19 protein-coding genes are annotated in these 22,462 nt (G+C 59.1%); 11 read left to right on the plus strand and 8 right to left on the minus strand.

Annotated elements, in window-relative coordinates; genetic code table 11:
- Positions 1-37 precede the first annotated feature (37 nt).
- The gene (locus tag BCA01S_RS02240) at positions 38-1,246 is read left to right on the plus strand and encodes an acyl-CoA dehydrogenase family protein (RefSeq protein WP_027775521.1); all 1,209 of its coding nucleotides are present in this window, start codon (positions 38-40) and stop codon (positions 1,244-1,246) included.
- A gap of 12 nt (positions 1,247-1,258) precedes the next feature.
- On the plus strand, positions 1,259-2,389 hold the full coding sequence (locus BCA01S_RS02245; protein WP_027775522.1) for an acyl-CoA dehydrogenase family protein: 1,131 nt from the start codon (positions 1,259-1,261) through the stop codon (positions 2,387-2,389).
- Positions 2,390-2,675: 286 nt separating this feature from the next.
- Here the strand turns inward: BCA01S_RS02245 and BCA01S_RS02250 are convergent, their stop codons facing one another.
- The 4 genes from BCA01S_RS02250 to BCA01S_RS02265 all read right to left on the minus strand — a co-directional run bounded on the left by BCA01S_RS02250 (position 2,676) and on the right by BCA01S_RS02265 (position 6,831).
- Complete coding sequence (locus BCA01S_RS02250) at positions 2,676-3,614, minus strand: aldo/keto reductase (protein ID WP_027775523.1); 939 nt, start codon at positions 3,612-3,614, stop codon at positions 2,676-2,678.
- Positions 3,615-3,830: 216 nt separating this feature from the next.
- Entirely contained in the window at positions 3,831-4,130 is a 300-nt protein-coding gene (locus BCA01S_RS02255; RefSeq protein WP_027775524.1) for an ArsR/SmtB family transcription factor, read from the minus strand.
- 34 nt (positions 4,131-4,164) lie between these two features.
- Entirely contained in the window at positions 4,165-6,030 is a 1,866-nt protein-coding gene (gene ilvB / locus BCA01S_RS02260; RefSeq protein ID WP_027775525.1) for a biosynthetic-type acetolactate synthase large subunit, read from the minus strand.
- A gap of 222 nt (positions 6,031-6,252) precedes the next feature.
- Entirely contained in the window at positions 6,253-6,831 is a 579-nt protein-coding gene (locus tag BCA01S_RS02265; RefSeq protein WP_027775526.1) for an AraC family transcriptional regulator, read from the minus strand.
- 337 nt (positions 6,832-7,168) lie between these two features.
- On the opposite strand from BCA01S_RS02265, the gene BCA01S_RS34325 reads away from it, so the two are divergent.
- A complete protein-coding gene (locus tag BCA01S_RS34325) occupies positions 7,169-8,194 on the plus strand; it encodes a GlxA family transcriptional regulator (protein WP_042317786.1) in 1,026 nt (341 codons plus the stop codon).
- A 35-nt stretch (positions 8,195-8,229) separates the two neighbouring features.
- Complete coding sequence (mug, locus tag BCA01S_RS02275) at positions 8,230-8,721, plus strand: G/U mismatch-specific DNA glycosylase (protein WP_084166743.1); 492 nt, start codon at positions 8,230-8,232, stop codon at positions 8,719-8,721.
- On the opposite strand, the gene BCA01S_RS02280 is transcribed toward mug, so the two are convergent.
- Complete coding sequence (locus tag BCA01S_RS02280) at positions 8,694-9,614, minus strand: LysR family transcriptional regulator (protein WP_027775528.1); 921 nt, start codon at positions 9,612-9,614, stop codon at positions 8,694-8,696. The two genes, mug and BCA01S_RS02280, sit on opposite strands and share 28 nt — an antisense overlap.
- Positions 9,615-9,986: 372 nt before the next feature.
- Between BCA01S_RS02280 and BCA01S_RS02290 the strand changes: the two genes are divergently transcribed.
- Positions 9,987-10,661: an antibiotic biosynthesis monooxygenase family protein gene (locus BCA01S_RS02290; protein WP_027775529.1), complete on the plus strand. Its 675-nt coding sequence runs from the start codon at positions 9,987-9,989 to the stop codon at positions 10,659-10,661.
- Positions 10,662-10,723: 62 nt separating this feature from the next.
- On the opposite strand, the gene BCA01S_RS02295 is transcribed toward BCA01S_RS02290, so the two are convergent.
- The gene (locus BCA01S_RS02295) at positions 10,724-10,924 is read right to left on the minus strand and encodes a hypothetical protein (RefSeq protein ID WP_027775530.1); all 201 of its coding nucleotides are present in this window, start codon (positions 10,922-10,924) and stop codon (positions 10,724-10,726) included.
- A gap of 507 nt (positions 10,925-11,431) precedes the next feature.
- On the opposite strand from BCA01S_RS02295, the gene BCA01S_RS02300 reads away from it, so the two are divergent.
- The 3 genes from BCA01S_RS02300 to BCA01S_RS02310 are packed head-to-tail and all read left to right on the plus strand — an operon-like array spanning position 11,432 to position 15,683.
- Positions 11,432-13,060 carry an MFS transporter gene (locus tag BCA01S_RS02300; protein WP_027775531.1) on the plus strand — a complete coding sequence of 543 codons (1,629 nt, stop codon included), beginning with the start codon at positions 11,432-11,434 and terminating at the stop codon, positions 13,058-13,060.
- An 11-nt stretch (positions 13,061-13,071) separates the two neighbouring features.
- Positions 13,072-14,148, plus strand: coding sequence for an HlyD family secretion protein (locus tag BCA01S_RS02305; RefSeq protein WP_027775532.1), 1,077 nt, complete (start codon positions 13,072-13,074; stop codon positions 14,146-14,148).
- Complete coding sequence (locus tag BCA01S_RS02310; RefSeq protein WP_027775533.1) at positions 14,145-15,683, plus strand: efflux transporter outer membrane subunit; 1,539 nt, start codon at positions 14,145-14,147, stop codon at positions 15,681-15,683. The genes BCA01S_RS02305 and BCA01S_RS02310 overlap by 4 nt, the downstream gene beginning before the upstream one ends.
- Positions 15,684-16,197: 514 nt before the next feature.
- Here BCA01S_RS02310 and BCA01S_RS02320 read toward each other — a convergent pair.
- Positions 16,198-17,001, minus strand: coding sequence for a transglutaminase-like domain-containing protein (locus BCA01S_RS02320; RefSeq protein WP_027775534.1), 804 nt, complete (start codon positions 16,999-17,001; stop codon positions 16,198-16,200).
- 800 nt (positions 17,002-17,801) lie between these two features.
- Here BCA01S_RS02320 and BCA01S_RS02325 point away from each other — a divergent pair.
- Positions 17,802-19,538, plus strand: coding sequence for a SulP family inorganic anion transporter (locus BCA01S_RS02325; protein WP_027775535.1), 1,737 nt, complete (start codon positions 17,802-17,804; stop codon positions 19,536-19,538).
- A 36-nt stretch (positions 19,539-19,574) separates the two neighbouring features.
- Here BCA01S_RS02325 and BCA01S_RS38865 read toward each other — a convergent pair whose 3' ends face one another.
- Positions 19,575-20,237, minus strand: coding sequence for a hypothetical protein (locus tag BCA01S_RS38865; RefSeq protein WP_244145921.1), 663 nt, complete (start codon positions 20,235-20,237; stop codon positions 19,575-19,577).
- Positions 20,238-20,799: 562 nt separating this feature from the next.
- Here BCA01S_RS38865 and BCA01S_RS02335 point away from each other — a divergent pair.
- Together BCA01S_RS02335 and BCA01S_RS02340 are read left to right on the plus strand one after the other, a co-directional pair.
- Complete coding sequence (locus BCA01S_RS02335; protein ID WP_244145920.1) at positions 20,800-21,867, plus strand: transporter; 1,068 nt, start codon at positions 20,800-20,802, stop codon at positions 21,865-21,867.
- Positions 21,868-22,105: 238 nt separating this feature from the next.
- The gene (locus BCA01S_RS02340) at positions 22,106-22,459 is read left to right on the plus strand and encodes a BON domain-containing protein (protein ID WP_027775538.1); all 354 of its coding nucleotides are present in this window, start codon (positions 22,106-22,108) and stop codon (positions 22,457-22,459) included.
- The last annotated feature ends 3 nt before the right edge of the window (positions 22,460-22,462 follow it).

The following is a 22,462-nucleotide window of genomic DNA, read 5'->3' on the forward strand; positions in this document are numbered from 1 at the left end:
TTTCAGCGCAGCCGTTGAACATCACGAAGGAACAGTCATGGATCTGAACTTCACACCTGAAGAAGAAGCCTTTCGCGCAGAGGTGCTTGCGTTTTTGCGGGACAAACTTCCGCAGCACCTCGCCGACAAGGTGCATGGAGGCCGGCGCCTCACGCGCGACGACATGGCCGGGTGGAATGCGATTCTGAACGAGCGCGGCTGGCTCGCGAATCACTGGCCGGCAGAATACGGCGGACCGGGTTGGACGGCTGTGCAGAAATTCATCTTCGAAAACGAATGTGCGCTGGCCGGAGCGCCGCGCATCGTGCCGTTCGGCGTCAACATGCTCGGACCGGTGTTGATCAGATACGGCAGTGAAGCGCAGAAGCGGCATTGGCTGCCGCGTATTCTCGATGGCTCCGATTGGTGGTGCCAGGGCTACTCCGAACCTGGCGCAGGGTCCGATCTCGCTTCGGTCAAGACCACTGCCGTGCGCGGCGTCGACGCGGACGGCGAGCATTACATCGTGAACGGCCAGAAGACCTGGACCACGCTCGGCCACTTCGCGAACATGATCTTCTGCCTCGTGCGCACCGCAACCGACGTACGCAAGCAGGAAGGCATCAGCTTCCTGCTGATCGATATGAAAACGCCGGGCGTCGAAGTGAGGCCGATCATCACGCTCGATGGCGAGCATGAAGTGAACGAAGTATTTTTCACCGACGTGCGAGTGCCGGCTGTGAACCTGGTCGGCGAGGAAAACAAGGGCTGGACGTACGCCAAATATCTGCTTACGTACGAGCGTACGAATATCGCGGGCGTCGGGTTCTCCGTCGCGGCGTTGAACCGGCTGCGCAAGATTGCGGCGAAAGAGCAGCGCAACGGCCGGCCGCTTTGCGAAGACCCGGCGTTCGCGGCGCGCATGGCACGCGTTGAAATCGATCTGGAGAACATGAAGACGACCAACTTGCGCGTGATTGCGGCAGTAGCAGGCGGCGGCGTGCCGGGTGCCGAGAGTTCGATGCTGAAGATTCGCGGCACGGAGATTCGCCAGGAAATCTCGTCGCTGACGCGCCGCGCGATGGGGCCGTATGCGCAGCCGTTCATCGAAGAGGCATTGCACGACGGTTATCAAGGCGCACGGGTTGGCCCCGAAGAAGCGGCGAGCGCGGCTTCGCTGTATTTCAACAATCGCAAGCTGTCGATTTTCGGCGGCTCAAATGAAATCCAGAAGAACATCATTTCTAAAATGATCCTCGGACTGTAAGAGGCGCACGTCATGAATTTCCAGCACACCGAAGATCGCCGCATGCTTGCGGATACGCTGAACCGCTTCGTCAGCGAGCAGTACGGCTTCGAGACGCGCGACAGAATCGCCCGCTCGCCTGAAGGTTTTAGCCCTGAACTGTGGAATCGTTTCGCAGAGCTGGGCATTATCGGCGCCCTCTTCGATGAAGCTAACGGCGGCTTTGGTGGCGGCGGATTCGATATTGCGGTGGTGTTCGAGAGCCTGGGCCGCGGCCTCGTGGTTGAACCGTTCCTCGATACGCTCATTGTGGGCCAGGCCGTCGCACGAAGCGGCAACGCCACGCAACGCGCCCTGCTGGGTGAATTGATCGACGGCTCGCGTTTCGCCGCACTCGCGCATGGTGAATCCGGCGGCCATTACGAACTCTCGCGTGTCACCACGCGCGCCCAACGCGAGGGCAACGCGTGGCAATTGAACGGCGCTAAAGCGGTGGTGCAGCACGGGGAGCACGCTGCACTCTTCCTCGTGTCCGCGCGGACCATCGGCGACGACGATTCAGAGGAAGGCATAACGCTCTTTCTCGTGCCTCGGGACGCAGCAGGCGTCAGCGTGCGGGGCTATCCGAAGATCGACGGCGGACGCGCAGCCGAAGTCACGTTCGACAATGTCAAACTCGGCGAAGAATCGCTGCTTGGCGCGGAAGGTGCGGGCCTCCCGACGCTCGAGTATGCGATTGCATGTGGCGTGCTCGCGTTGTGTGCAGAGGCCGTCGGCGCGATGGACGTCGCGAAAGACTACACGCTCGACTACCTGCGCACGCGCAAGCAGTTCGGCGTGGCGATAGGCAGCTTCCAGGCGCTGCAGCACAGAATGGCCGACATGCTGCTGGAAATCGAGCAGGCGCGTTCAGCGGTAATCAACGCGGCAGCGGCGCTCGGTGCGCAGCGCAGGGTGCGGGAGCGCGCGGTGTCGGCGGCGAAGTACAGCATCGGCAGGATCGGCGCACTGGTCGCGCAAGAGTGCATTCAACTGCACGGCGGCATAGGCATGACGTGGGAGTTGCCGCTTGCCCATTATGCAAAGCGGCTTGTGATGATCGATCATCAGCTTGGAGATGAGGATCATCACCTGGACCGATTCGTGCGCTTGGGGCGTGAGTGAAGTCATAACCACGTCTGTGATTTAATCTCGCCGCCCCGTTCTCTCATCAATAGCGATGTTAAAGGTCCGACTGCGAAAGGAGGCAACGTTCCTCGCCATCCTGCTCGCGTCGACTTGTGCAAAACCTGATGACTTAAGCCACCAGATCCCTGTGCTCGCCAGGACCAGCAGTCTTTTGACCACTGATGAGAACACAGGTTCTCAGGGTTATGACTGACGCGCTCGCTTCGACGGTTTCGGGACATTCCACGCTCGTTTCTGGCCAGCACTGCGCCAGATCGCAACCTCATTCAATGCGCGGGATAAATCCCGGGTTGCCGGTCTTCACGACCTGGTTGAACCGCTGCCTGGTTTCGATGCGATTGATCTCGTCAAAGGCATCAGCGGGAAGAGCTGAAATGTCGAAATTCTCGCGCGCACGCGCGGCGGTCTTCGGCGTCGTCAGGACGGCGGTACCACGCTGCACCGCCCATGCAAGCAGTACCTGTGCAGGCGTCTTGCCAATCCGCGCGGCAATTCGTGAGACGACCGGATCTTCGAGCGGCCCGGGTCTAATTCCGTGACCTAACGGCGCAAACGCCAGGAACACGATCTCTTTCTTCTTGCAGAACTCCAGGAGTTCGTTTTCTGGAAGATAGGGATGCGCCTCGACCTGAACCACGGCCGGCTTTATTCTTGCCGATTCATAGAGCGGTACCAGTTCATCGAGGCCGATGTCGGACAGACCGATCGCGCGACATCTTCCCCCGCCGACCAGATCTTCCATCGCCCGCCATGTATCGAGCAGGGACACCCCTTCGTCGTAGAGGACGTTTCCATTTGCGTCGCGGGGATCCTGCTCATCTCCCGATTGGAATGCGAACGGCGTATGAATAAGATAAAGATCCAGATAGTCGAGTCGAAGCCTTCCAAGGCTTGCGTCGAAAGCCGGTCTGACACGCTCCGGGCGATGATTCGAATTCCATAGCTTCGTGGTCACGAAGATTTCTTCGCGTGCGATTCCTCCCGCTGCAAGTCCCGCTTGTAACGCGTCGCCCACCTCGCGCTCGTTGCGATAGCGCTCCGCACAATCGAAGTGCCGATAGCCCGCTTCCAGCGCGTCTTTCGTGGCACTTGTCGTGATGGCCGCATCTGCGATCAGCGTGCCAAAGCCGATTGCGGGCATGGAGCCGCCTCCGTGGTTCAGCGCAATTCTTTTGAGCCGGAAATCGCAAGCCTCGATCATGACGATACCTCCGCATTGAGTGGTGCCATACAGGTCCCGCAACCGGGCACTCCGGTCAGGGCAAAGAGTCAGGCCAATGCCACGCATCGAACCTGAGGCGAAGACTGTGCCTTCGCAATTGTCCAACGCTCGTCTCGACTTCCAGCATAGGACGATTTGTGAAGAACACCGGACCATTTCGACGAAGAGAAGAAGAGCTATACGCCTCTGCGGTCGTCACAAATGCAAGCTGACCTGCCTGGCAAACTCGCGGATCACCTCTTCATTGCGCGATAGAAAGACCCACTGGCCTACTCGCGTCGGAACGACAAGCTGTGCCTCTACCAGGCTTGCAACGTGCGCCGAGACCGTGGACTGCGACAGACCGCTGCGCGCGTGAATCGCGTTCGGTGGTACGCCGTGACTGAAATCGATGTGACCCTGTGCAAAAACTTCGTCCGGCGTCTTCAACCACGCGAGAATCTGCCGCCGGAACGGATTCGCTAGGGCCTTATGAATCAGGTCGACGTCAATCATGGCGTTTTGCCGGGAATGAAAATAGAAAGCATGCTCAGAACATGTCCGCGGCCTGAAGGCGCACTGCCCCTTCCTTTCCCGGTTCCGGATCGGACCGCGACGGTATGAACGGCCCTGTGATCATGTTCGAATAGCTTTGACCCGGCCCTACCATTGGAAATACGTCGGCGTTCTGATCGATCATCACTTCCAGAAAGGCGGGTCCCTCGAAGGCCACGAACGCTTTCAGTTTCTCCTCAAGTTCGCTCGCCGTCTCGACGCGACAGGCAAACTCGAAGCCGTCCGCGCGCGCCGCCATCACAAAGTCCTTGCGATGAAGAGCCTTGTCGCTTACGAAAGTCCGGCCTTCGTAAAAGAGACGCTGCCACTGGCGGATCATCCCGTCACCGCGATTGTTGAGCAGCAAAACCTTCACCGGAACGCCATACGTGCTGGCCGTTTCGAGTTCTCCAGCGTTCATGCGGATACTGCCGTCACCGTCGATGTCGATGACGAGCGCATCAGGCCGTGCCAGTTGAGCGCCGATTGCGGCGGGTAGACCAAATCCCATCGTGCCCATGCTGCCCGAGGTAAGAAAGCTTCGAGGCTCGGTGAACTGGTAGAACTGTGCGGTCCACATTTGATGCTGGCCTACACCTGTGCTGATGATTGCGCGCCCACCGGTGATCTCGCTGAGCTTTTCAATGACACGCTGCGGCTGAATCAGCGGGTTGCTGCGGTCATAGTTCATGCCGTGGCGCTGCCTCAGTTCCGTTACCCATCCGATCCATCCGGCGGACGACAAAGCAACGGACTCGTGCTCCATCAATGCGCGCAATGCCTGCCTCGCGTCGCCTATGTGACTCCAATGCGCGCGCTTGACCTTGTTGATCTCCGCCTCGTCGATGTCGATATGTGCGACGTGTCGCGCGCCTGCCGCGAACATGTCAGGGCGGCCGCCAGCGACCCGGTCGTCGAATCGCGCGCCCACCGCAATCAGGAAGTCGCAATCTTCAACCGCGTAATTCGCGCAGGCGGCGCCGTGCATGCCGAGCATGCCGAGGGACAGCGGGTGTTGCGCAGGTATCGCGCCGAGGCCCATCAACGTCGTCACGACCGGGATCTGGTAACGCTCGGCGAACTGGTGCAGTTCGGCCGTTGCGCCTGCCGAGATAACACCGCCGCCCACATACAGGAGCGGTCGCTCGCTTTGTCTAAGGAGATCGAAGAACTGGGCGCCCTTTTGCTCGTCAAGGCGGGAACCGTTAGCCACCAATCGCAACCGGTCGGAGTAGCCGCGAAAGTGCAAGGTGCCTTGCCCGTGATATTGACCGACCCAGTTCTGGATGTCCTTTGGCACATCTACCACGACCGGACCAGGGCGGCCGGTGCGCGCGATTTCGAATGCCGTGCGCAATGTCTGTTCGAGTTTGACGGGATCGGTTACGAGAAACACCTGTTTGGCGCAGGCCGACATGATGTTGAAGACCGGCGCCTCCTGGAAAGCGTCGCTGCCTATTGCCGCGCGCGGCACCTGACCGCATATGAGCACAACGGGAATCGAATCGCCGTTGCAGTCGGCGATTGGCGTGACTGCATTGGTTGCGCCAGGCCCGGACGTCACCATGAACACGCCTACTTTTCCGCTCGCGCGCGCATAACCGGCCGCCATGAAGCCCGCCGCCTGTTCGTTGGCCGGCACGACGAATTTGATCTGGCGTTCAGGGTGTGCGGCGTGTGATTCATTGAAACGGAACACTGCGTCGTAAGTCGGCAGGATCGCGCCGCCGCTATATCCGAATAGCGTATCGACGCCCTGCTCCGCAAGTACGCGCAGAATAATGTCGGCGCCCGACATCGGTTCGCCGGGAAGCGTTGGTGCCGGACAGACTTGTGAAGCAACGTTCAGATTGGTGGTCATGGCTGACTCGTGTGGAGAACCGCCTTGGGATCAACGGCCAGGTATTACCGGCGATGGGCCGGAAGAACCATGAAGTCGATTCTGCCAATGATCGAAACAGCACGCTCAACGATGCAGGCGCTCTACGGGCCAAAAGAGAACACATCCGGGCCACCGGATCGCCACAGCGTTGCGAAAAAGCGAACGCGGTCGTTCCAGCACGTTCGCGGCACACGCCTCGGTTTAAACGCCTGGAGGCAAGAGTGCTTTCGCAACGTCGCCGGCGATGTGCTCGCCCAGATCTTCTCCAACGAGAGCCAACGCAAGATAGATACCGGCACTCACGCCGCCCGACGAATAAAGATTGCCGTCCTTCAAGCAGATCCGTTCCGTTACAACGTGTACCAATGGATAGTCGCTTGCAAGACGCTGTGCGTCGCGCTCACGCGTGGTCAGCCAGCGATCGTTCGCAAGACCCGCACGCGCCACGAGAAAAGCACCGTTCGACACCGACGCGATCTTTCTCGCGCTGCGTCCAGCGTTCCTGAGCCAATCCACCAGTTCGTTATGCTCGCGCTCCGAACCTATCGCCGGAGAACCGGGCACCATGACAATATCGAACGATGTCGGCAAATCGCGCAGAGACGCTGTGGTGCCCACCGCGGTGCCGTTCGAGCATGTAACCGGCCCAGGACGCGGCCCAACGACGTGCTGCTCGTAGAACGCGGCGCCGCATACACGGTTCGCTTCCTGGAACACGTCCATTGGGCAACTCACCTCTAGCAGTTGAAAACCTGAATACACCATCATTCCGACACGCATGCGCCGTTACTCCGCGAGTGCACTCAAATAGATCGATCCTTCAAACCCACTTTAACCAATCGACGTCGCTCCGGAATGCATAGATCCCGCGATACCTGGCCAATCAGCGCGGAATTTGGGCCACGTCGTGCCGCTGGCATCGCCGTGAGTTTTCTGTCTGTTCTTTACACTGACGCAAAAGTCATTTAACGGTTACGGCGGGCGCGGTATGTGGCGGTTGCTGTAAGCTAGGCCATCGCTCGTTGCCGTCGCTCGTTGCGTTGCATGGCGCCCCCATGAAGGAGCGTGGGCCCATGCTGGTAACGGAAGCGCGTTCCTATTTGATGAAGGTCACGGCATGAAAGTCGCCATTGTCGTATTCGATGGTGTGCAGGCACTGGACGTTGCAGGCCCACTCGATGTATTTGCGGAAGCGAATGCAAATCTCTCCGAGCATCAGCGCTATGAGGTGTCGCTTGTCGGAAGCAAAGCCGGCACTGTGACATGCTCCAACGGGATGCAACTTTCCGTGCCGTCGGCTTTTGCGGATTCTCTCGTCCAGTTCGATCTGGTTCTCGTCGCGGGAGGACCAAGCCTGCCCGATTACCGGCCACCGCACGAGTTTCTGAAGTGGTTGCAAACGCAGGCATATGGCGCGGCACGGTTCGGTTCGGTGTGCAACGGAGCGTTTGTACTGGGCCACGCCGGACTGATCGACGGCAAGCAGGTAACGACCCATTGGGCAGAAGCCGCCCGCCTCGCGCGCGACTTCCCTTTGGCCTGTGTGCAGCCCGACCGGATCTTCATTCGTGACGGCCGGCTATTTACATCTGCTGGCGTGACAGCGGGAATCGACCTTTGTCTTTCGCTCGTGGCCGAAGACTGGGGACACCAAATGGCGGTGCGTGTTGCAAAACGCCTCGTTGTATATATCCAGCGAGAAGGCGGTCAATCGCAGTACAGCCCTTACATCGGGGCCGGCAAGGATGACAATCCGATTATCGGCAAAGTGCATCAGTATGTGACCGAGCATATAACCGACACGCTGTCGATCGAACAGCTTGCCACCGCTGTTTCTGTCAGCCGACGTACTTTTTCACGCCTCTTCGCCAAATATGCGAAGGTCACGCCTTCCGCGTTTGTCGAACAGGTCCGCGTAGATACGGCGAGAAAGCTGCTCGAAGACTCGGACGCTCCGCTAAAAACCGTCGCATTCAAGTGCGGTTTTCACAGTGCCACACAGATGCGGACCACCTTCGCCCGTCGGCTCAATGTCACGCCAAAACAATATCGCCAACGGTTCCGCGGCACGGTCGAGTCGCGCCCGCGGACAGATACGGGCACCGGCATGCTGGTGGCGGCTCAAAGCGCGAGCTATTCGTGAGTTGCGCTATCGACGCTCAATCGCTTCCAGATGTTCTGGAGCCAGGTCTGTCGCTGATATTTTGCGGAATAAATCCTGGCATGCGTGCTGCAGCTACAGGTCACCACTTCGAGGGTAGAAACAACCGCTTCTGGCAGACGGTGCACCTCGCGGGCCTTACTCCCGAACAGATTCGTCCTGAAGACGACTGCACTTTGCTCCGCTATGGTTGTGGACTCACCACGGCGGTCTCGCGTCCAACTGCACGAGCGGGCGAGCTTTCGCGACTGGAGATAGAAGCGGCCGCATCCGATTTCCAGCGCAAAATCGAACACCATGCGCCGCGGTATATTGCCTTTCTCGGGAAGATGGCGATCTCGGCCATGTCCGGCAGGCGCGATATCCAATGGGGATTGCAGGCCGACACATTCGGCGGTGCGCGCGCATGGGTGCTGCCCAACCCGAGTGGCCTCAATCGTGCATATAGCCTCGATTTGCTGGTGAGTGCCTACCGCGAACTTTACGTGGCCGTTGCGTCTTCGTCCTGAAGGTGCGGGTTGCTGCGCAGGCTATCCGTGACGAAATCCACAAACGCGCGCACCTTGCCGCTCGCGCCCCGCCGCTCGATATGCAGCAGATTCACTGGCGTAGCCTCGGGCTCGAACGCCCTCAGGATAGGCCGCAGCTTGCCATCGAGCACTTCTGGCGCCGCTTGATACGAGAGCAGTTGAGTGATGCCTACGCCATCGAGTGCCGCCAGCACCGCAGCGGGAGACAGGTCGACAATCATCCGTGGCTGAAGCCGCACCGGCAATCTCGATCCATTCTCATTGAACACCCATTCGAACGGACTGGACACGCCGGTAAACGACACACAGTGGTGATTCATCAGTTCCCTGGGATGGCTGGGCTCACCATGCGCCGCAAGGTACGCAGGCGCCGCGTAGGTCCGGCGTCGCACCGTCCCTAGAGGAACGGCGAATATCGTCGAATCTCCAAGATGGCCGATACGAATTGCAATATCCACGCCTTCTTCCAGTAGCCGAGTCGTGCGATCGGCATAGACGGCATTGACGTTGACCTCGGGGTAGCGCAGCGCGAACGCGTTGATCAAGGGCGCGACGAAGCGCTGCCCGAATAGAACCGGCGCCGATACCGTCAGCGTGCCGACGGGATTCAGGTGGTCCGCTGCGACATTCGCGTCGGCCTCGGTGATAGCGTCCAGCACTTTTCGACAGGCATCGAGGTAGCCAACGCCTGCGTCAGTCGGCCGAACCGTGCGAGTGGTCCGTGCGAGCAGTTGCGTGCCAAGCCGCGCTTCAAGCGAATTCAGTGCCCGTGAGACCGCCGGCGTCGACATTCCGAGCTTCTCCGATGCACCCGTAAAGCTGCCACGATCGACGATGGCTACAAAGACCTCCATCTCGCGCAATTTGTCCATTTCAACTCCCCATCGGTCATCTGCGCACCTCGCGATTGTAGGCATCGCAATGCTTTGTTTCTTCAACCTGGCCCAAAGAAGACCGGGATTGGCCGAGTGCGGGCTATTTAAGGAAGACGCAGATGCAATGCACAAAGTGTTCACTGTGCTAGCTGTGTCGGCATACGCACTATTCGTCTGGCGGAAGAAGACGCTCGTCCCCGCGCGGCGGCTGTCGTGACATCTGCCCAAGGACTGGCAAATTTGCCGAACTTATTGGCCCAATATGGGGCGCGCTTGCGCTTCAGTAAATTCGATGCGTCACGGACAATCAATGCAGCCAATCACCCGACTGCGGGCCAATCGTATCGCTAAGCAAAGGAAGAGTCCGGAATGTTTTCTGCAATGCTCGAAGTACATCCTCTACGTGAACAGTTCGATCTGTATCTCGGCATGGCAAAGATGCTACGCCCAGAACTCGAAAAAATCGTGGGTTTCATCGACAACAACCGCTATGCAAGTTTGACGCGCGACGGGTGGCTACTTTCGCTGTCAACCTGGCGCGATGAGAAGTCGCTCGTGCGCTGGCGCACCACGACGAAGCATCATCAAGTACAACAGGCAGCGCGCGACCGCGTGTTTTCCGACTATCGCCTGCGAATTGGACAAGTCGTCGAGGACACCTGCTTGCCTGAGGGAGAAGTGCTGCTTGAACAACGTCTTGATGTAACCGAGACAGGAGCAGGCACTGCGGTGACGCTCCTCGGTGCGACGTACGATCCGGAGTGGCTCAGCCAGGCAGGAGCAAATGCAGTTGTGACGTCAATGGGACTCGACCTTGCGGCTTCCGGTCTGGTTGCGTGGGACGTATTCGACGCGCTAATGACGCCCGGCGACGTGATCGCGGTGCTGACGTGGCGCGATCTTGAGGCCGCGCAGGCATTCCAGAGAGAAGCCACGCTGCCGGCCAATGTGCACTTGCGACATATTCGTGTGGTGCGCGAGTATGGAATGTTCGATCGCCGTGAAGCACCTCAATACTTCAGCGACCCGCAGCCTGCTGCCTAGCGCGCGGGGCGAACCGGGAGTCGGCCCTACATCGCCTCCCGATTCGCCCGAGTACCGTCAACCTATGCCTCGACAATGCGCACGTCATAGTCTTCGTCGACGAAAGCAACGAGGAACTCCTCCGGCATTAACCACGAATCGACGCTCACGGTTTTTGCATTGACGTTCACGCTAACTTTGGCGTCTGCGTCGACCATCTTCAATGCATGCTCAATGGTCGGAACGTCGCCTGTTTGAATGTCTTTCTTCACCGAAAATTTCATGTCTCACCTCTCCAGTTAAAAGCATCGCGGCTGCACATCACCGGCTTGTCCTAACTATGGGTGTCGTATGTGCCATTGAAAAGCCTGCAACTCTTGCGTTGGCCCAAAAACGATCAGAAATGGCCACTGTACGCTTCGTGGGCGAGTTACACGTCTTCGTACCGTCTCCAGCACAACCAATGTCGATTGGCTCGTCGAATCGAAAGAGAGTATTCCAGAACACGCGCATGCATGAGGGCGCTCGGACTCATTGGCCCGATTCGCAAACGGAATGGCCAAATGCACAAGCTCCATTGTCTTTCACGAAGGTCAGCTGGTCTCCTAGAATTAATCAACCTCGATGTGGTAGTCCCGCGGCACTGAAATACGTTGAACGGACGCGCCGGAACTACAAGGGAAAAGAAGTGAACTGGACGCCGATTCCGCTCGATATTTAACACTACCGAGCGTCGGCAAGCTCGGTGCCCGGCGCAAAAGCCCAACCATTCTGGTAGATCTGCAGACCTCATGAACATCGCAACGCCACGGACAACTGGAACGGCAGAACCGAAGGAAGTCGGCTCGTCGGCACCGGTCGCCTTACGGGAAGCAGACAGTCCAGCCCCAAAGAACGCTGCGACATCGGGGTTATCGCCCCGCCTCGCAATCGGGTTGGTTGGGATGCTTCTCTCCTCATTGCTGGCGATAGTCAATGAGCAGGTGACGGCGGTCTCGCTGACGGACATCCGCGGCGCGCTGTCGATCGGACACGACGACGGAACGTGGCTGACTGCTCTTTTCGAGGCTGCAAACGTGACCACGATGGTATTTGCGCCGTGGTTCGCGATGACGCTCACGCTCAAGCGGTTCACGATCGGCGCGGTAGTGGCCACCATGGTGTTCGGATTTCTTTGCCCGCTGGCACCGAATCTGCCGACGCTGTATTTGCTGCGAGTACTCCAAGGCATAGCCGGCGGATGTCTTCCTCCGATGCTGATCATCGCAGCACTGCGCTATCTTCCGCCGAAGATCAAGCTCTATGGACTTGCTGGATATGCACTGACTGCAACCTTCGGGCCGGCACTCGGAATTCCGCTCACCGCGCTGTGGACTGAATATGTGAACTGGCGGATGACTTTCTGGCAGATCGTGCCGCTAGGCCTGCTGAGCTGTATCGCGATTCAGCAAGGGCTTCCTGTAGAGCCGCTCAAACTCGAACGCTTCAAATCGTTCAACTGGAGTGGATTCGTGACAGGCTGTCCTGCAGTTGCGATGCTGGTCATTGGTTTATTGCAGGGCGACCGACTGGACTGGCTCAATTCCGGCTTTATCCGCGTGATGCTCGGCGGTGGTGCATTGCTCCTGATCGCATTCATCGTGAACGAGTGGTTTCATCCGCTGCCGTTTTTCGGCCTGCGTCTGCTTGGCCGGAGAAACTTCACGCACGGCCTTCTTACACTCGCGGGGGCCGTGATCCTGCTGACCGGCATCGCCGTCATCCCGTCGCAATACCTTGCGAAGGTACATGGTTACCGGCCGCTTCAAACGACGCCGTTGGCGCTGCTCGTCGCACTGCCTTTATTAATTGCGCTGCCTCTGACTGCGGCCGTTCTGAACATCCAGCGGATCGACCGACGGTGGATTCTCGCCGCTGGAATTTCGCTGATGGGCGTCACCTGCTTCATGGGAAGCTTCATGACGTCAGAGTGGGTGCGCGATAACTTCTACTGGCTGCAATCTCTGCAAATTGCAGCACAGCCCATGGTGATTCTCTCGATACTGATGGGCGTAACCGGTGGTCTCGCTCCAACAGATGGCCCGTTTGCATCCGCCATGTTCAACACGGTGAAGGTTTTCGCAGGAGTGGGAGCGACCAGTCTCATCGAGGGTCTAGGTACTGCCCGCCAGCACTTTCATTCGAGCATGCTCGTGGACCGGCTCGGCAATAGCGCACTGATTACAGCACAAAGCGTCGGTGAAGATCACGGGCTCCTCGCCGCACTTGCGCACCGTATTCACGAGCAGTCCGTCGTGCTGACATCCGCGGACCTCTATCGCGTGATGGGCTGCATCGCGATCGCCCTGCTTCTTCTCGTGCCCGTGTTACCGACGCGTATCTATCCGCCCTGGTGCACCACGCCTCCCTCTTCCCGCTGATCAACGAATATATGTCAACTGTCTTCCGACTCCCTTTGAAAACGCTTCGTCTCGCCGCGTATGTGGTGGTTCCCTGCGTCGTTGTACTGGTTTGCATATGGCTGTGGGCGGAGCCCGGCAGCGAGTCGACCAACGACGCATATGTCACCGCCGATTTCACTCTGGTGGCGTCGCGCATCGCAGGCCAGTTGTCTGACGTGCCGGTGGCAGATAACCAGCACGTAAAGGCCGGCCAACTGCTCGCGCGTATCGACGACCGCGACTTCCGGGCGGCGCTCATGAGCGCCGAGGCTGACGTGGCCGCCGCGAAAGCCTCCGTTGCGAACTACGACGCAGAGATTGCGCGGCATCCGTCGCTCGTCGATCAGGGCCGCGCGACGCTTCGGTCGGACGAAGCAGCCATCGAGTTTGCGCAAGCAAATGCATCGCGCTACCGCAATCTGTCCGAAACCGGCGCGGGGACGACGCAGGAACAACAGCGTGCATCGAGCGCGCTGGCCGAGCAACTCGCACAACAGTCGCGCGATCGCGCGGTACTCGTCGCCACCCAGCAAAACCTCGACGTGCTGCGTACCCAGCGCGATAAAGCAGCCGGCGCCGTCGCGCATGCGCAGGCCACTCTGGAGCAGGCGAAGCTGAACCTCTCCTATACGGAGATTCGTGCGCCCATAGACGGAAAGGTCGGAAGACGTTCGGCACGCGTTGGCGCATTCATTACGCCGGGTGCCCCGCTTCTCGCCATCGTGCCGCTTACGGATGCGTATGTCGTCGCGAACTTTCAGGAGAACCAGCTTGCAAGAATGCGCCCGGGAGCTACAGTGCGCATTAAGGTCGACAGTTTTCCGGGCGTCGTTATTCGAGGTCATATCGACAGTCTTGCGCCTGCTACCGGCGTCAGTTTTGCGCCTATCGCGCCCGACAACGCGACCGGCAATTTCACGAAAGTGGTGCAGCGCGTGCCGGTCAAAATCAGCATCGACCCGGGTCAGCAAGCGGCATCTGCATTGAGCGTCGGGCTTTCTGTCGAAACTGAAGTCGCTGTCGGCAAGCCCGCCGATGTGTCGATCAAGGAGGCGGACCTCAAATGAACGCGTGCGAGTTTTCCGTCCGTACACCGGCATTGGCTGTGTTGGTGTGCTTTGCGCTAAGCGGGTGTCTGGTCGGGCCCAACTTCGAGCGCCCAGAGGCCGGTGCACCTGATGTGTTCAATCGAACACAGTCCGCACAAGCAGTGAGCCGCGCGGTCGAATCGGAATTCAACTCCGACTGGTGGAAGCTCCTCAACGATCCCACGCTGAATTCGCTGGAAGAACGTCTGGGCGATGCGAACCTCGATGTAGCGGCGGCGTCCGCTCGCCTGCTGCAAAGCCGGGCGGAGCGACGCATTGTGGGCGCCGACGAATATCCCAGCCTCAATGGCGCCGCCTCGTATAACCGCGAGCGCGGCAGCATGAACGGCATTCTGTCGTTGCTCGGCGTCACTCCCACGGGAGCACAAACCCAGTCTGCTTCCGGTGCTTCGCCGACCGGCGTGGCAGCGTTGCCTGGAGACAAAGGCTCGCCGGCGTACGACCTTTATCAGTTCGGCTTCGACGCGTCGTGGGAACTTGATTTCTGGGGGCGAGTAAGGCGTGGCGTGGAGGCCGCCACCGCGATGAGCGAGGCGTCATATCAGGACCGGAATGCCGTGCTGCTGTCTGCACGCGCAGAACTGGCGCGAGACTATGTTCAGTTGCGCGACACTCAGGCTCTGCTGGAAATAGCAAAGCAGAACCTTGCGATCGCCCGCGATGCCACGAAGCTCACGGAGACGCGGGTACGTGAAGGCGTCACTACGAATCTGGACGTGGCCAACGCTTCCGCGCAGGCAGAGTCTATAGAGAGCCTCATTCCGACTCTCGAGGCGAGCCGCGAAACAACGATCAATGCAATTGGCGTGTTGCTGGGAATGCAACCGGGTGGACTACAGCAAATGCTCAGCGAGGCCGGTGATGTTCCCGCGTTGCCTCGTCAGGTACCTATCGGGTTCCCATCGGAAGTGGTGCAACGCAGGCCGGACATCAGGAGAGCCGAGGCCCAGTTGCACGCCGCGACCGCGACTATCGGTATGGCGAAGGCAGACTTCTATCCGCGCATATCGCTCAATGGCAGCGCGGGATTTCAGAGCCTTCAGCTTTCTACTCTCGCAGACTGGGCGTCCGGCCAATTCGTGATTGGGCCGTCAATAACGCTCCCAATCTTCGAGGGCGGCCGCCTGAAGGGAACACTGCACTTGCGCGAGGCGCAACAGCAGGAAGCCGCTATCGTCTACAAGCGCACGGTGCTGCAGGCCTGGCGCGAGGTGGACGATGCGCTAGTCGTGTACGACGCCGAACAGCGCCGAAACGATCGGCTCAAACAAGTGGTCAGCCTGAATCAAAGCGCGCTTTCGATCGCACGGCAACGTTACAAAGCAGGGGCCGTCGATTTTCTCGACGTGCTCAACGTGCAAAAGCAGTTGCTCGACGCACAGAGTAATCTTGAACACAGCAAAGCGAACGCCGCCACTAATCTCATCACGCTCTGCAAGGTACTCGGCGGTGGTTGGGAGTCGACTTATGGCCAGCAGCAAGCGGAGCATTAGGAGTTCAGCCGCGACGCTGCCCGTTCTAACAATCGACACGCAATAGGCAATTGCGGCACAAAGGGGTCAAAAGAAGGTATGTAGTTCAACCTACACGGTTCGATTCGTGATCCTACCGATCTATACCGGATCGTGCTTCAAACTGAGGTTCAAAATGAAAGTTTCGTTATCTTCAATGCTGGTTGCCACGGTAATCTCCGCTGCGTCGGGTCTCGCGTATTCGCAAACTGGCCAGCCTGTCCAGAACAGCCAGGGATCAGGTACGACCATGTCGCAACCCGCAATGTCGCAACCTACGGCAGCGACGACCGGGTACGACGCTCTCGGGCCGCAACCCGGTGGCTCCACCGCAAGCGGCAGAGGGCGAGACGGTGGCCTTTGTATTGTTGGCTTGTCTTGTGATATTTATCGGGGCAACTAACTCGGCCGGCGACCCATGTCACCGCGAGGCGCCGAGCATGTGTCGAACGTGTGTCGACCGCCTCGCCCCAGACTCGGCCGGAACCGCCTGTAGTCATTCCGCTGCGCAGTGAACGTCGAATTTGATGAGTGTCGTCGGGCCGAACGTGTTGCTAATTGCCACGTCGGCGGCATCGCGGCCACGCGCCATCAGCACACGACCGATACGTGGCACGTTATTGCGCGGATCGAAGGTTTGCCACGAGCCGCCGACATACGCTTCAAACCAGGCCGCAAAATCCATTGCACTCCAGGGCGGCGGCACGCCGACATCGCTGATATAGCCGGTGCAGTAGCGTGCCGGAATATTCATTGCACGGCACAGCGCCACAGCGAGATGGGCGAAATCGCGACAGACGCCCTTGCGTTCCTGCCATGCATCGAACGCAGTTTTGGTCGGGCGCGCGAATTCGTAGCCGAATTCGATATGGCGGTGCACGTAGTCGCAAATCGCCTGAACCCGCGCACCGCCGGGTGGCGTGCCGGAGAATAGTTTCCACGCAATGTCGGAAAGCAGATCCGTTTCGCAATAGCGGCTGCCGAGCAAAAACGCGAGGCACTCGTCCGGGAGCGCTTCGACGGCATGTTGATAGTCAAAGGGACCGCGCGTCTCCGGCTGATCGGAGACGTTGAGTAGCGCGCTCGTCGAAAGCGAGATCGACCCTTGAGGTGCAACAAGGCGACTGCACAGATTGCCGAAGCTATCGCGATACTGCGTAATGGCCACTGGCGGATTTACGACCAGAAGATCGGCGGACAACACGTCCTGAGCGTGCGAAAAATGTGTGTTCAGCATCAACATCATCGGTGTCGGCTGTGCGCACTCATAGACCAGCTCATAGCCCACGCGAAGTTTCATCGGACCATCCTTTCATTGATAAAACACGCGACGGGCTGCGCGCTGGAGATGCCGGTTGCCGGCGGTGACGTGGGTCGCCTGGATGGAGCGACGAATCAGCGATGACAATTCTGCTGATCGTGACTCGCCAAAACAGAAGAAGGTGCACGTGGAATCGCAGCGACGCTGCTTCTAGCTGGCTCTCGTACACCTTGTTGAAATACGCACACACATGGGGCAAAGCGGCTGCCCGTCACGTGCGCGTGTCGTTACTTTTTCTTTGCTACCGCACTCGGTACGGACGCCTTCGAGACAGGCGTCCTGAACAGATCCGTTCCGGGTGATGGTGACTTCTTCGGCTGTTTCGGCTTTTTCGCCTCGCGGTTACTACGCAGTTGACCTTTTGCCATTTTGCTCCCCCGTTTCGGCGGCCACGAAGAGGCCGCTCACCTCCTCATTCTGGGCGCATTTTTGCTTAATGTCGCGATCTATTTAAAAGCGGCGCTCGGAGCTCGGAACCGGTATGAGGTTGCCGGTGCTGCGAAACGTCGGGATGCCGTCAAGTAAATGAGCCGGGTCCACGAGTGCGGCGAGTTTGCAATTCGAGCCGAGCGATGTTGAGTTTTACGGGCGATCACGCGACATCGAGCGTCGAGGTGTCCATCGCGATTATCCGCTCGCGGGCGAGGTGCCGCTGCCTGCCACGAAAAGTATTGGACCATGGTCTCATACACCGTACCCGACTGACTCACCTATCCTTCATGCGGAAATGGCAGTGCGACACTCAATATCGCGACTCTTTCGCCCCAACCATCCGACAAATGCAACCCGACCATCCTGTTCCCGAAGGTGGACAGACTGCGGCGCCCGCGCGGCGATGGTTGCGTTGGCTGCCCGGTCTGACGATGCTTCAGACGTATCGGCTCAACTGGCTACCTAACGATCTGGCAGCGGGACTGGTGCTCACCACGATGCTGGTACCCGTGGGTATCGCGTATGCCGAGGCGTCCGGCGTGCCTGGCGTCTACGGTCTCTACGCGACGATCGTTCCGTTGCTGGCTTATGCCGTCTTCGGCCCCAGCCGGATTCTGGTTCTCGGTCCCGACTCCGCGCTGGCCGCGCCGATTCTTGCCGTCGTCATCGCGACCGCCGGCAGCGATCCGTCGCGCGCGATCGCGACAGCCAGCATGATGGCGATCGTCTCTGGACTCTTTTGTATCGTGATGGGACTCCTCCGCCTCGGCTTCATCACGGAACTGCTCTCCAAGCCGATTCGATACGGCTACATGAACGGCATTGCGCTGACTGTCCTGATCAGCCAGCTACCCAAACTCTTTGCCATTTCCTTCGACGATCGCGGACCCTTGCGCGATCTGCTCTCGCTTGGCGCCGCCATCGCCGACGGCAAAACCAACTGGTACAGCTTCGCGGTCGGTGCGGGAAGCCTCGCACTGATACTGTTGCTAAAACGCTTCGATAAAGTGCCGGGCATTCTTATCGCCGTCGTTGTCGCGACGCTGAGCGTTATCGTTTTCGATCTGGACAGCCGCGGCGTCAAAGTACTCGGCAAGATCCCACAAGGTCTCCCCTCATTCGCGTTGCCATCGATCGGCGACGCCGATCCCATCAAGATCCTGCTCGGCGGCTGTGCGGTCGCCCTGATTTCATTTGCGGATACCAGCGTGCTGTCACGGACCTTCGCTGCGCGATTTCATACACGCGTGGATCCCAACCAGGAGATGGTCGGCTTAGGAGCGGCCAATTTAGCGGCTGGCTTTTTTCAGGGCTTTCCGATCAGCAGCAGTTCTTCGCGAACACCCGTGGCCGAAGCAGCGGGCGCGAGAACACAGGTGACGGGTGTTGTCGGCGCGGTGGCGGTAGCGATTCTTCTGATCGCCGCACCGAATCTGATGCGCTACCTGCCCAATAGCGCGCTCGCCGCCGTTGTCATTGCGGCAGCCCTCGGCCTGTTCGAATTTGCGGACCTCGGCCGCATCTTTCGAATCCAGCAATGGGAGTTCTGGCTTTCTATTGTCTGCTTCGTGGGCGTTGCCGTCTTCGGCGCGATTCCCGGTATCTGCATCGCAATCGTGATCGCAGTCATAGAGTTCCTGTGGGACGGCTGGCGCCCCCACTACGCCATTCTCGGACGTGTGGAACACCTTCGCGGCTACCATGACATCGAGCGCTATCCGCATGCCATGCGGATTCCGGGACTGCTTTTATTCCGCTGGGACGCGCCATTGTTTTTCGCCAATGCCGAGCTTTTTCAGGAATGCCTGCTGGAAGCCGTCGATACGTCTCCAACGCCCGTGCGCACAATCATAGTGGCTGCTGAACCTGTGACCAGCATCGACGTGACTTCGGCAGACATGCTCAGAGAACTGATACGAACGCTGGACGAGCGCGATATTTCGTTGCACTTCGCCGAGATGAAGGACCCTGTGCGAGACAAGCTCAGACGTTTCGAAATGTCCGATGTGCTCGGCGATGCGCAGTTCCATCCGACCGTGGGGAGTGCCGTCGATGACTATGTCGAGCGGCACTCAGCGCAATGACTCATCCGCTATGAATGGGTCACGCGCGTCCCAGACTCAGATCAGCAGCCGCCCCGCCTCTCCAAACATATCCCGTTCAGGGAGAAGATCACTGCGTTTGAAGCGCAGCAATGCGAACGCACGGGTCAGGTCGGCGGACTCAGGCAGTTGCACGATCGTGAACTCGACCTCGTTCGCCTCCCGCCCGCCCGTTCCATCCGTTCCATCCGTTCCGTCGGCCACGATATTCATCGGGTCCAGTCGCAGCTTTTTCTGTTGCACGCATAGGTATGGCTCCGGCGAAGACAGTACTTCGCATATCAGACCCAGTCCACGCTCGATCGTCTCCGTCTTGAGACCGAGCTGCGCCAGTTCCTGTTCGTTCCGGTCAAGTTGCGCCTGGGCACTCGCCATCTCGGCGACGCTCGGCGGCGCTTTGCTTCCCAGCATGGACTGCACGCCAGCGGCTTGCCGCTCCAATAGCACGAGGCGTGCTCTCAACAGTGCGCGCTCTTCTTGAAGGGCATTGCGCCGCGATTCGTCGGCTTCGATTTTTTGCAGGGCTTGCAACATCAACTGGTCGAGCAGCCGCAGCACGATCTGTTGACGAAGGTCTGCATCGGTTGCGCCGCATACGCGCACCTGATGATCGCTGAAACTGACGGTAGTTTGAGCGACATCCGATCGGGTGGCTATGCCGTGCTGTGCAACGCCGAACACCTGCCTCTGATGCATGGCCATTCCCAACACCGCGAATGCCTCGAGCGATTCCGCATGTTCCGCGAAGTAACTCCGTAACTGTTCCGATTGACTCAATGCAGCACATACGTCCTGCGGTGTCGTAAAAAAGGCATGAATGCACGGGTCGCTGGACCATGCGGCAGCAGTCGCCTCGTGCGCAGCGGGAACTTCCGCAGTGAGCCGCTCGATGTAGCGCACGGCTTCAGTCAACGCGGGCAATAGACGCGCCTCATAATTCCGCGCGAGACGTAATGGCGGGCTCATTCCGACGACGCGCTCCAACATTGGCTCCATCTGCTGGTGATCGCTTCGGTCGTCGTGACGGTGGCGGTTCAGCAACCATGACAGCATGCTCATCGCCGGCTCCTGGCGTGCTTTTATCTCTCGCGTCCCCGAAGAATCTGCGCGTTGATCAAGCGTTTTTGCAGTACTTGTTATGGATGCGCGACCGCAATGTTCTGGAGGAGCGCATGAGCAAGCGGCCTCGCGTTAACGGCCAATGCACAGCGTAGTCCACGCTCATCTTGAACGGCGTCTGTTCATGGTCGCACCGCTGGACGACTCCTGTAATCAGACCAAGGTCGTATTACCGGTGGATCTGCCAGCGGTTACGCTGGATTTGCCAACTCCGGTTCATTTTCGGGCGCGGTCGCGCGCTGCGCTCGACCGTCCATTCAGGCCGACGATGACGCGTATCTGGTGCCGTTGGGCGCTTGCGTGTGCAAGTGCATTCGGCACTCTACTGGCCAACGCCCCAGCGTGTTCACAGGAACTGGAACCTCGCTCGTATTCTCCTTCGCCTGTAGGCACCAATTTCCTGGTCGCAACATACTCGCATCTTTCCGGCGATGTACTGACGGACTCGTCTTTACCGATTACGGGTGTGCAGGCCCAATTCAACCTGCTGACGCTCGGCTACGTCAGGACCTTCGATCTGCTCGGTCACACAGCCTCGTTCGGAGTCGGGGTGCCGTTCACGCGCGGCAACGTCAGCGGCAATGTGATCGACGCGCCCACCGAAGTACATCGAAGCGGCATTGGAGACATGCGACTTCGCTTCGCTTACAACGTCTTCGGTAATCCACCGTTGCCGCCCGAGGCCTTCACGAAGCCGGAGTCGACTACGTCACTTGGCACCAGCCTGACGGTCATTGCGCCGTCCGGGCAATATGTGGATTCGAGGCTCGTCAACATTGGCGCGAACCGATGGGCATTCAAGCCGGAAGTGGGCATCTCGCAGCCATTCGGAAACTGGTTCATGGACGGTTCCGCCGGTGCGTGGTTCTTCACGGCTAACAATGACTTCTTCCGTGGAAAGCAGCGCAGCCAGGCGCCGTTGATGATTTTTCAGTTGCACGTGGGCTACGGTTTTCGCCCCGGCCTCTGGATCGCGGGCGATATCGGCTACGCAGCAGGCGGCCGAACCACGACGAACGGTGTCGACGCCGACGATCGATCGGCCAATATGCGGTACGGCATGACGTTCTCCGTGCCCATTGCACGAGGCTGGTCGACCAAGTTGGCCTTCTCGCACGGACTCGTCACAAGGGCTGGCGGAGACTTCACCTCCATTTCGTTGACGCTCCAGTATCGCTGGTTTAGTCGATGAATCATGGCCACGCCCCGCGTTGTTTGACGATCGTCCTCCGTCGTGCCCGGCCATCAAGGTGCGTTATGCCTGAGTGTGTTGTACCCGCTTAGCTAAGCGCTGCCGCTTTCGCTCACTCCTCAATGGCGCGAGAACTTCAAGTCAGGTTTGGCCGCGACCCGTACGGACGGCTTTATTCGGAGTGAAACGTTGGCTATCTTTGATTCAGAGTCAATTAAAACCGCCTGGAGATGCAATCATGAAAACACTTCACGTCATGAGTCGGCTTCTCTTCGCCGGATGTCTGACGCTGGCGTCGAACGTCTACGCGCAAACCAGCAACACCATGCCGACGACGTCAGCTTCAGGTGCAAGCTCAGGCACTACGGCACAGTCCGACAAGAAGCTGGCCCGCGACGTTCGCAAAGCGTTGTCTAAAGCGCCCCACTTCAACGTATCGAACGTATTCGTCAAGGCGCGCGGCGGTGTCGTGACCTTATCGGGCAGCGTGCCCGACGGTGCTCAGATCGAGCAGGCCGCGACAGTGGCGATGAACGTGCCGGGCGTAACCTCGGTGAGTAACCATCTGTCGCTGTATACCAAGGGGTATTAACGC

Source organism: Paraburkholderia caledonica NBRC 102488, from assembly GCF_000685095.1.
GTDB classification, from domain to species: domain Bacteria; phylum Pseudomonadota; class Gammaproteobacteria; order Burkholderiales; family Burkholderiaceae; genus Paraburkholderia; species Paraburkholderia caledonica.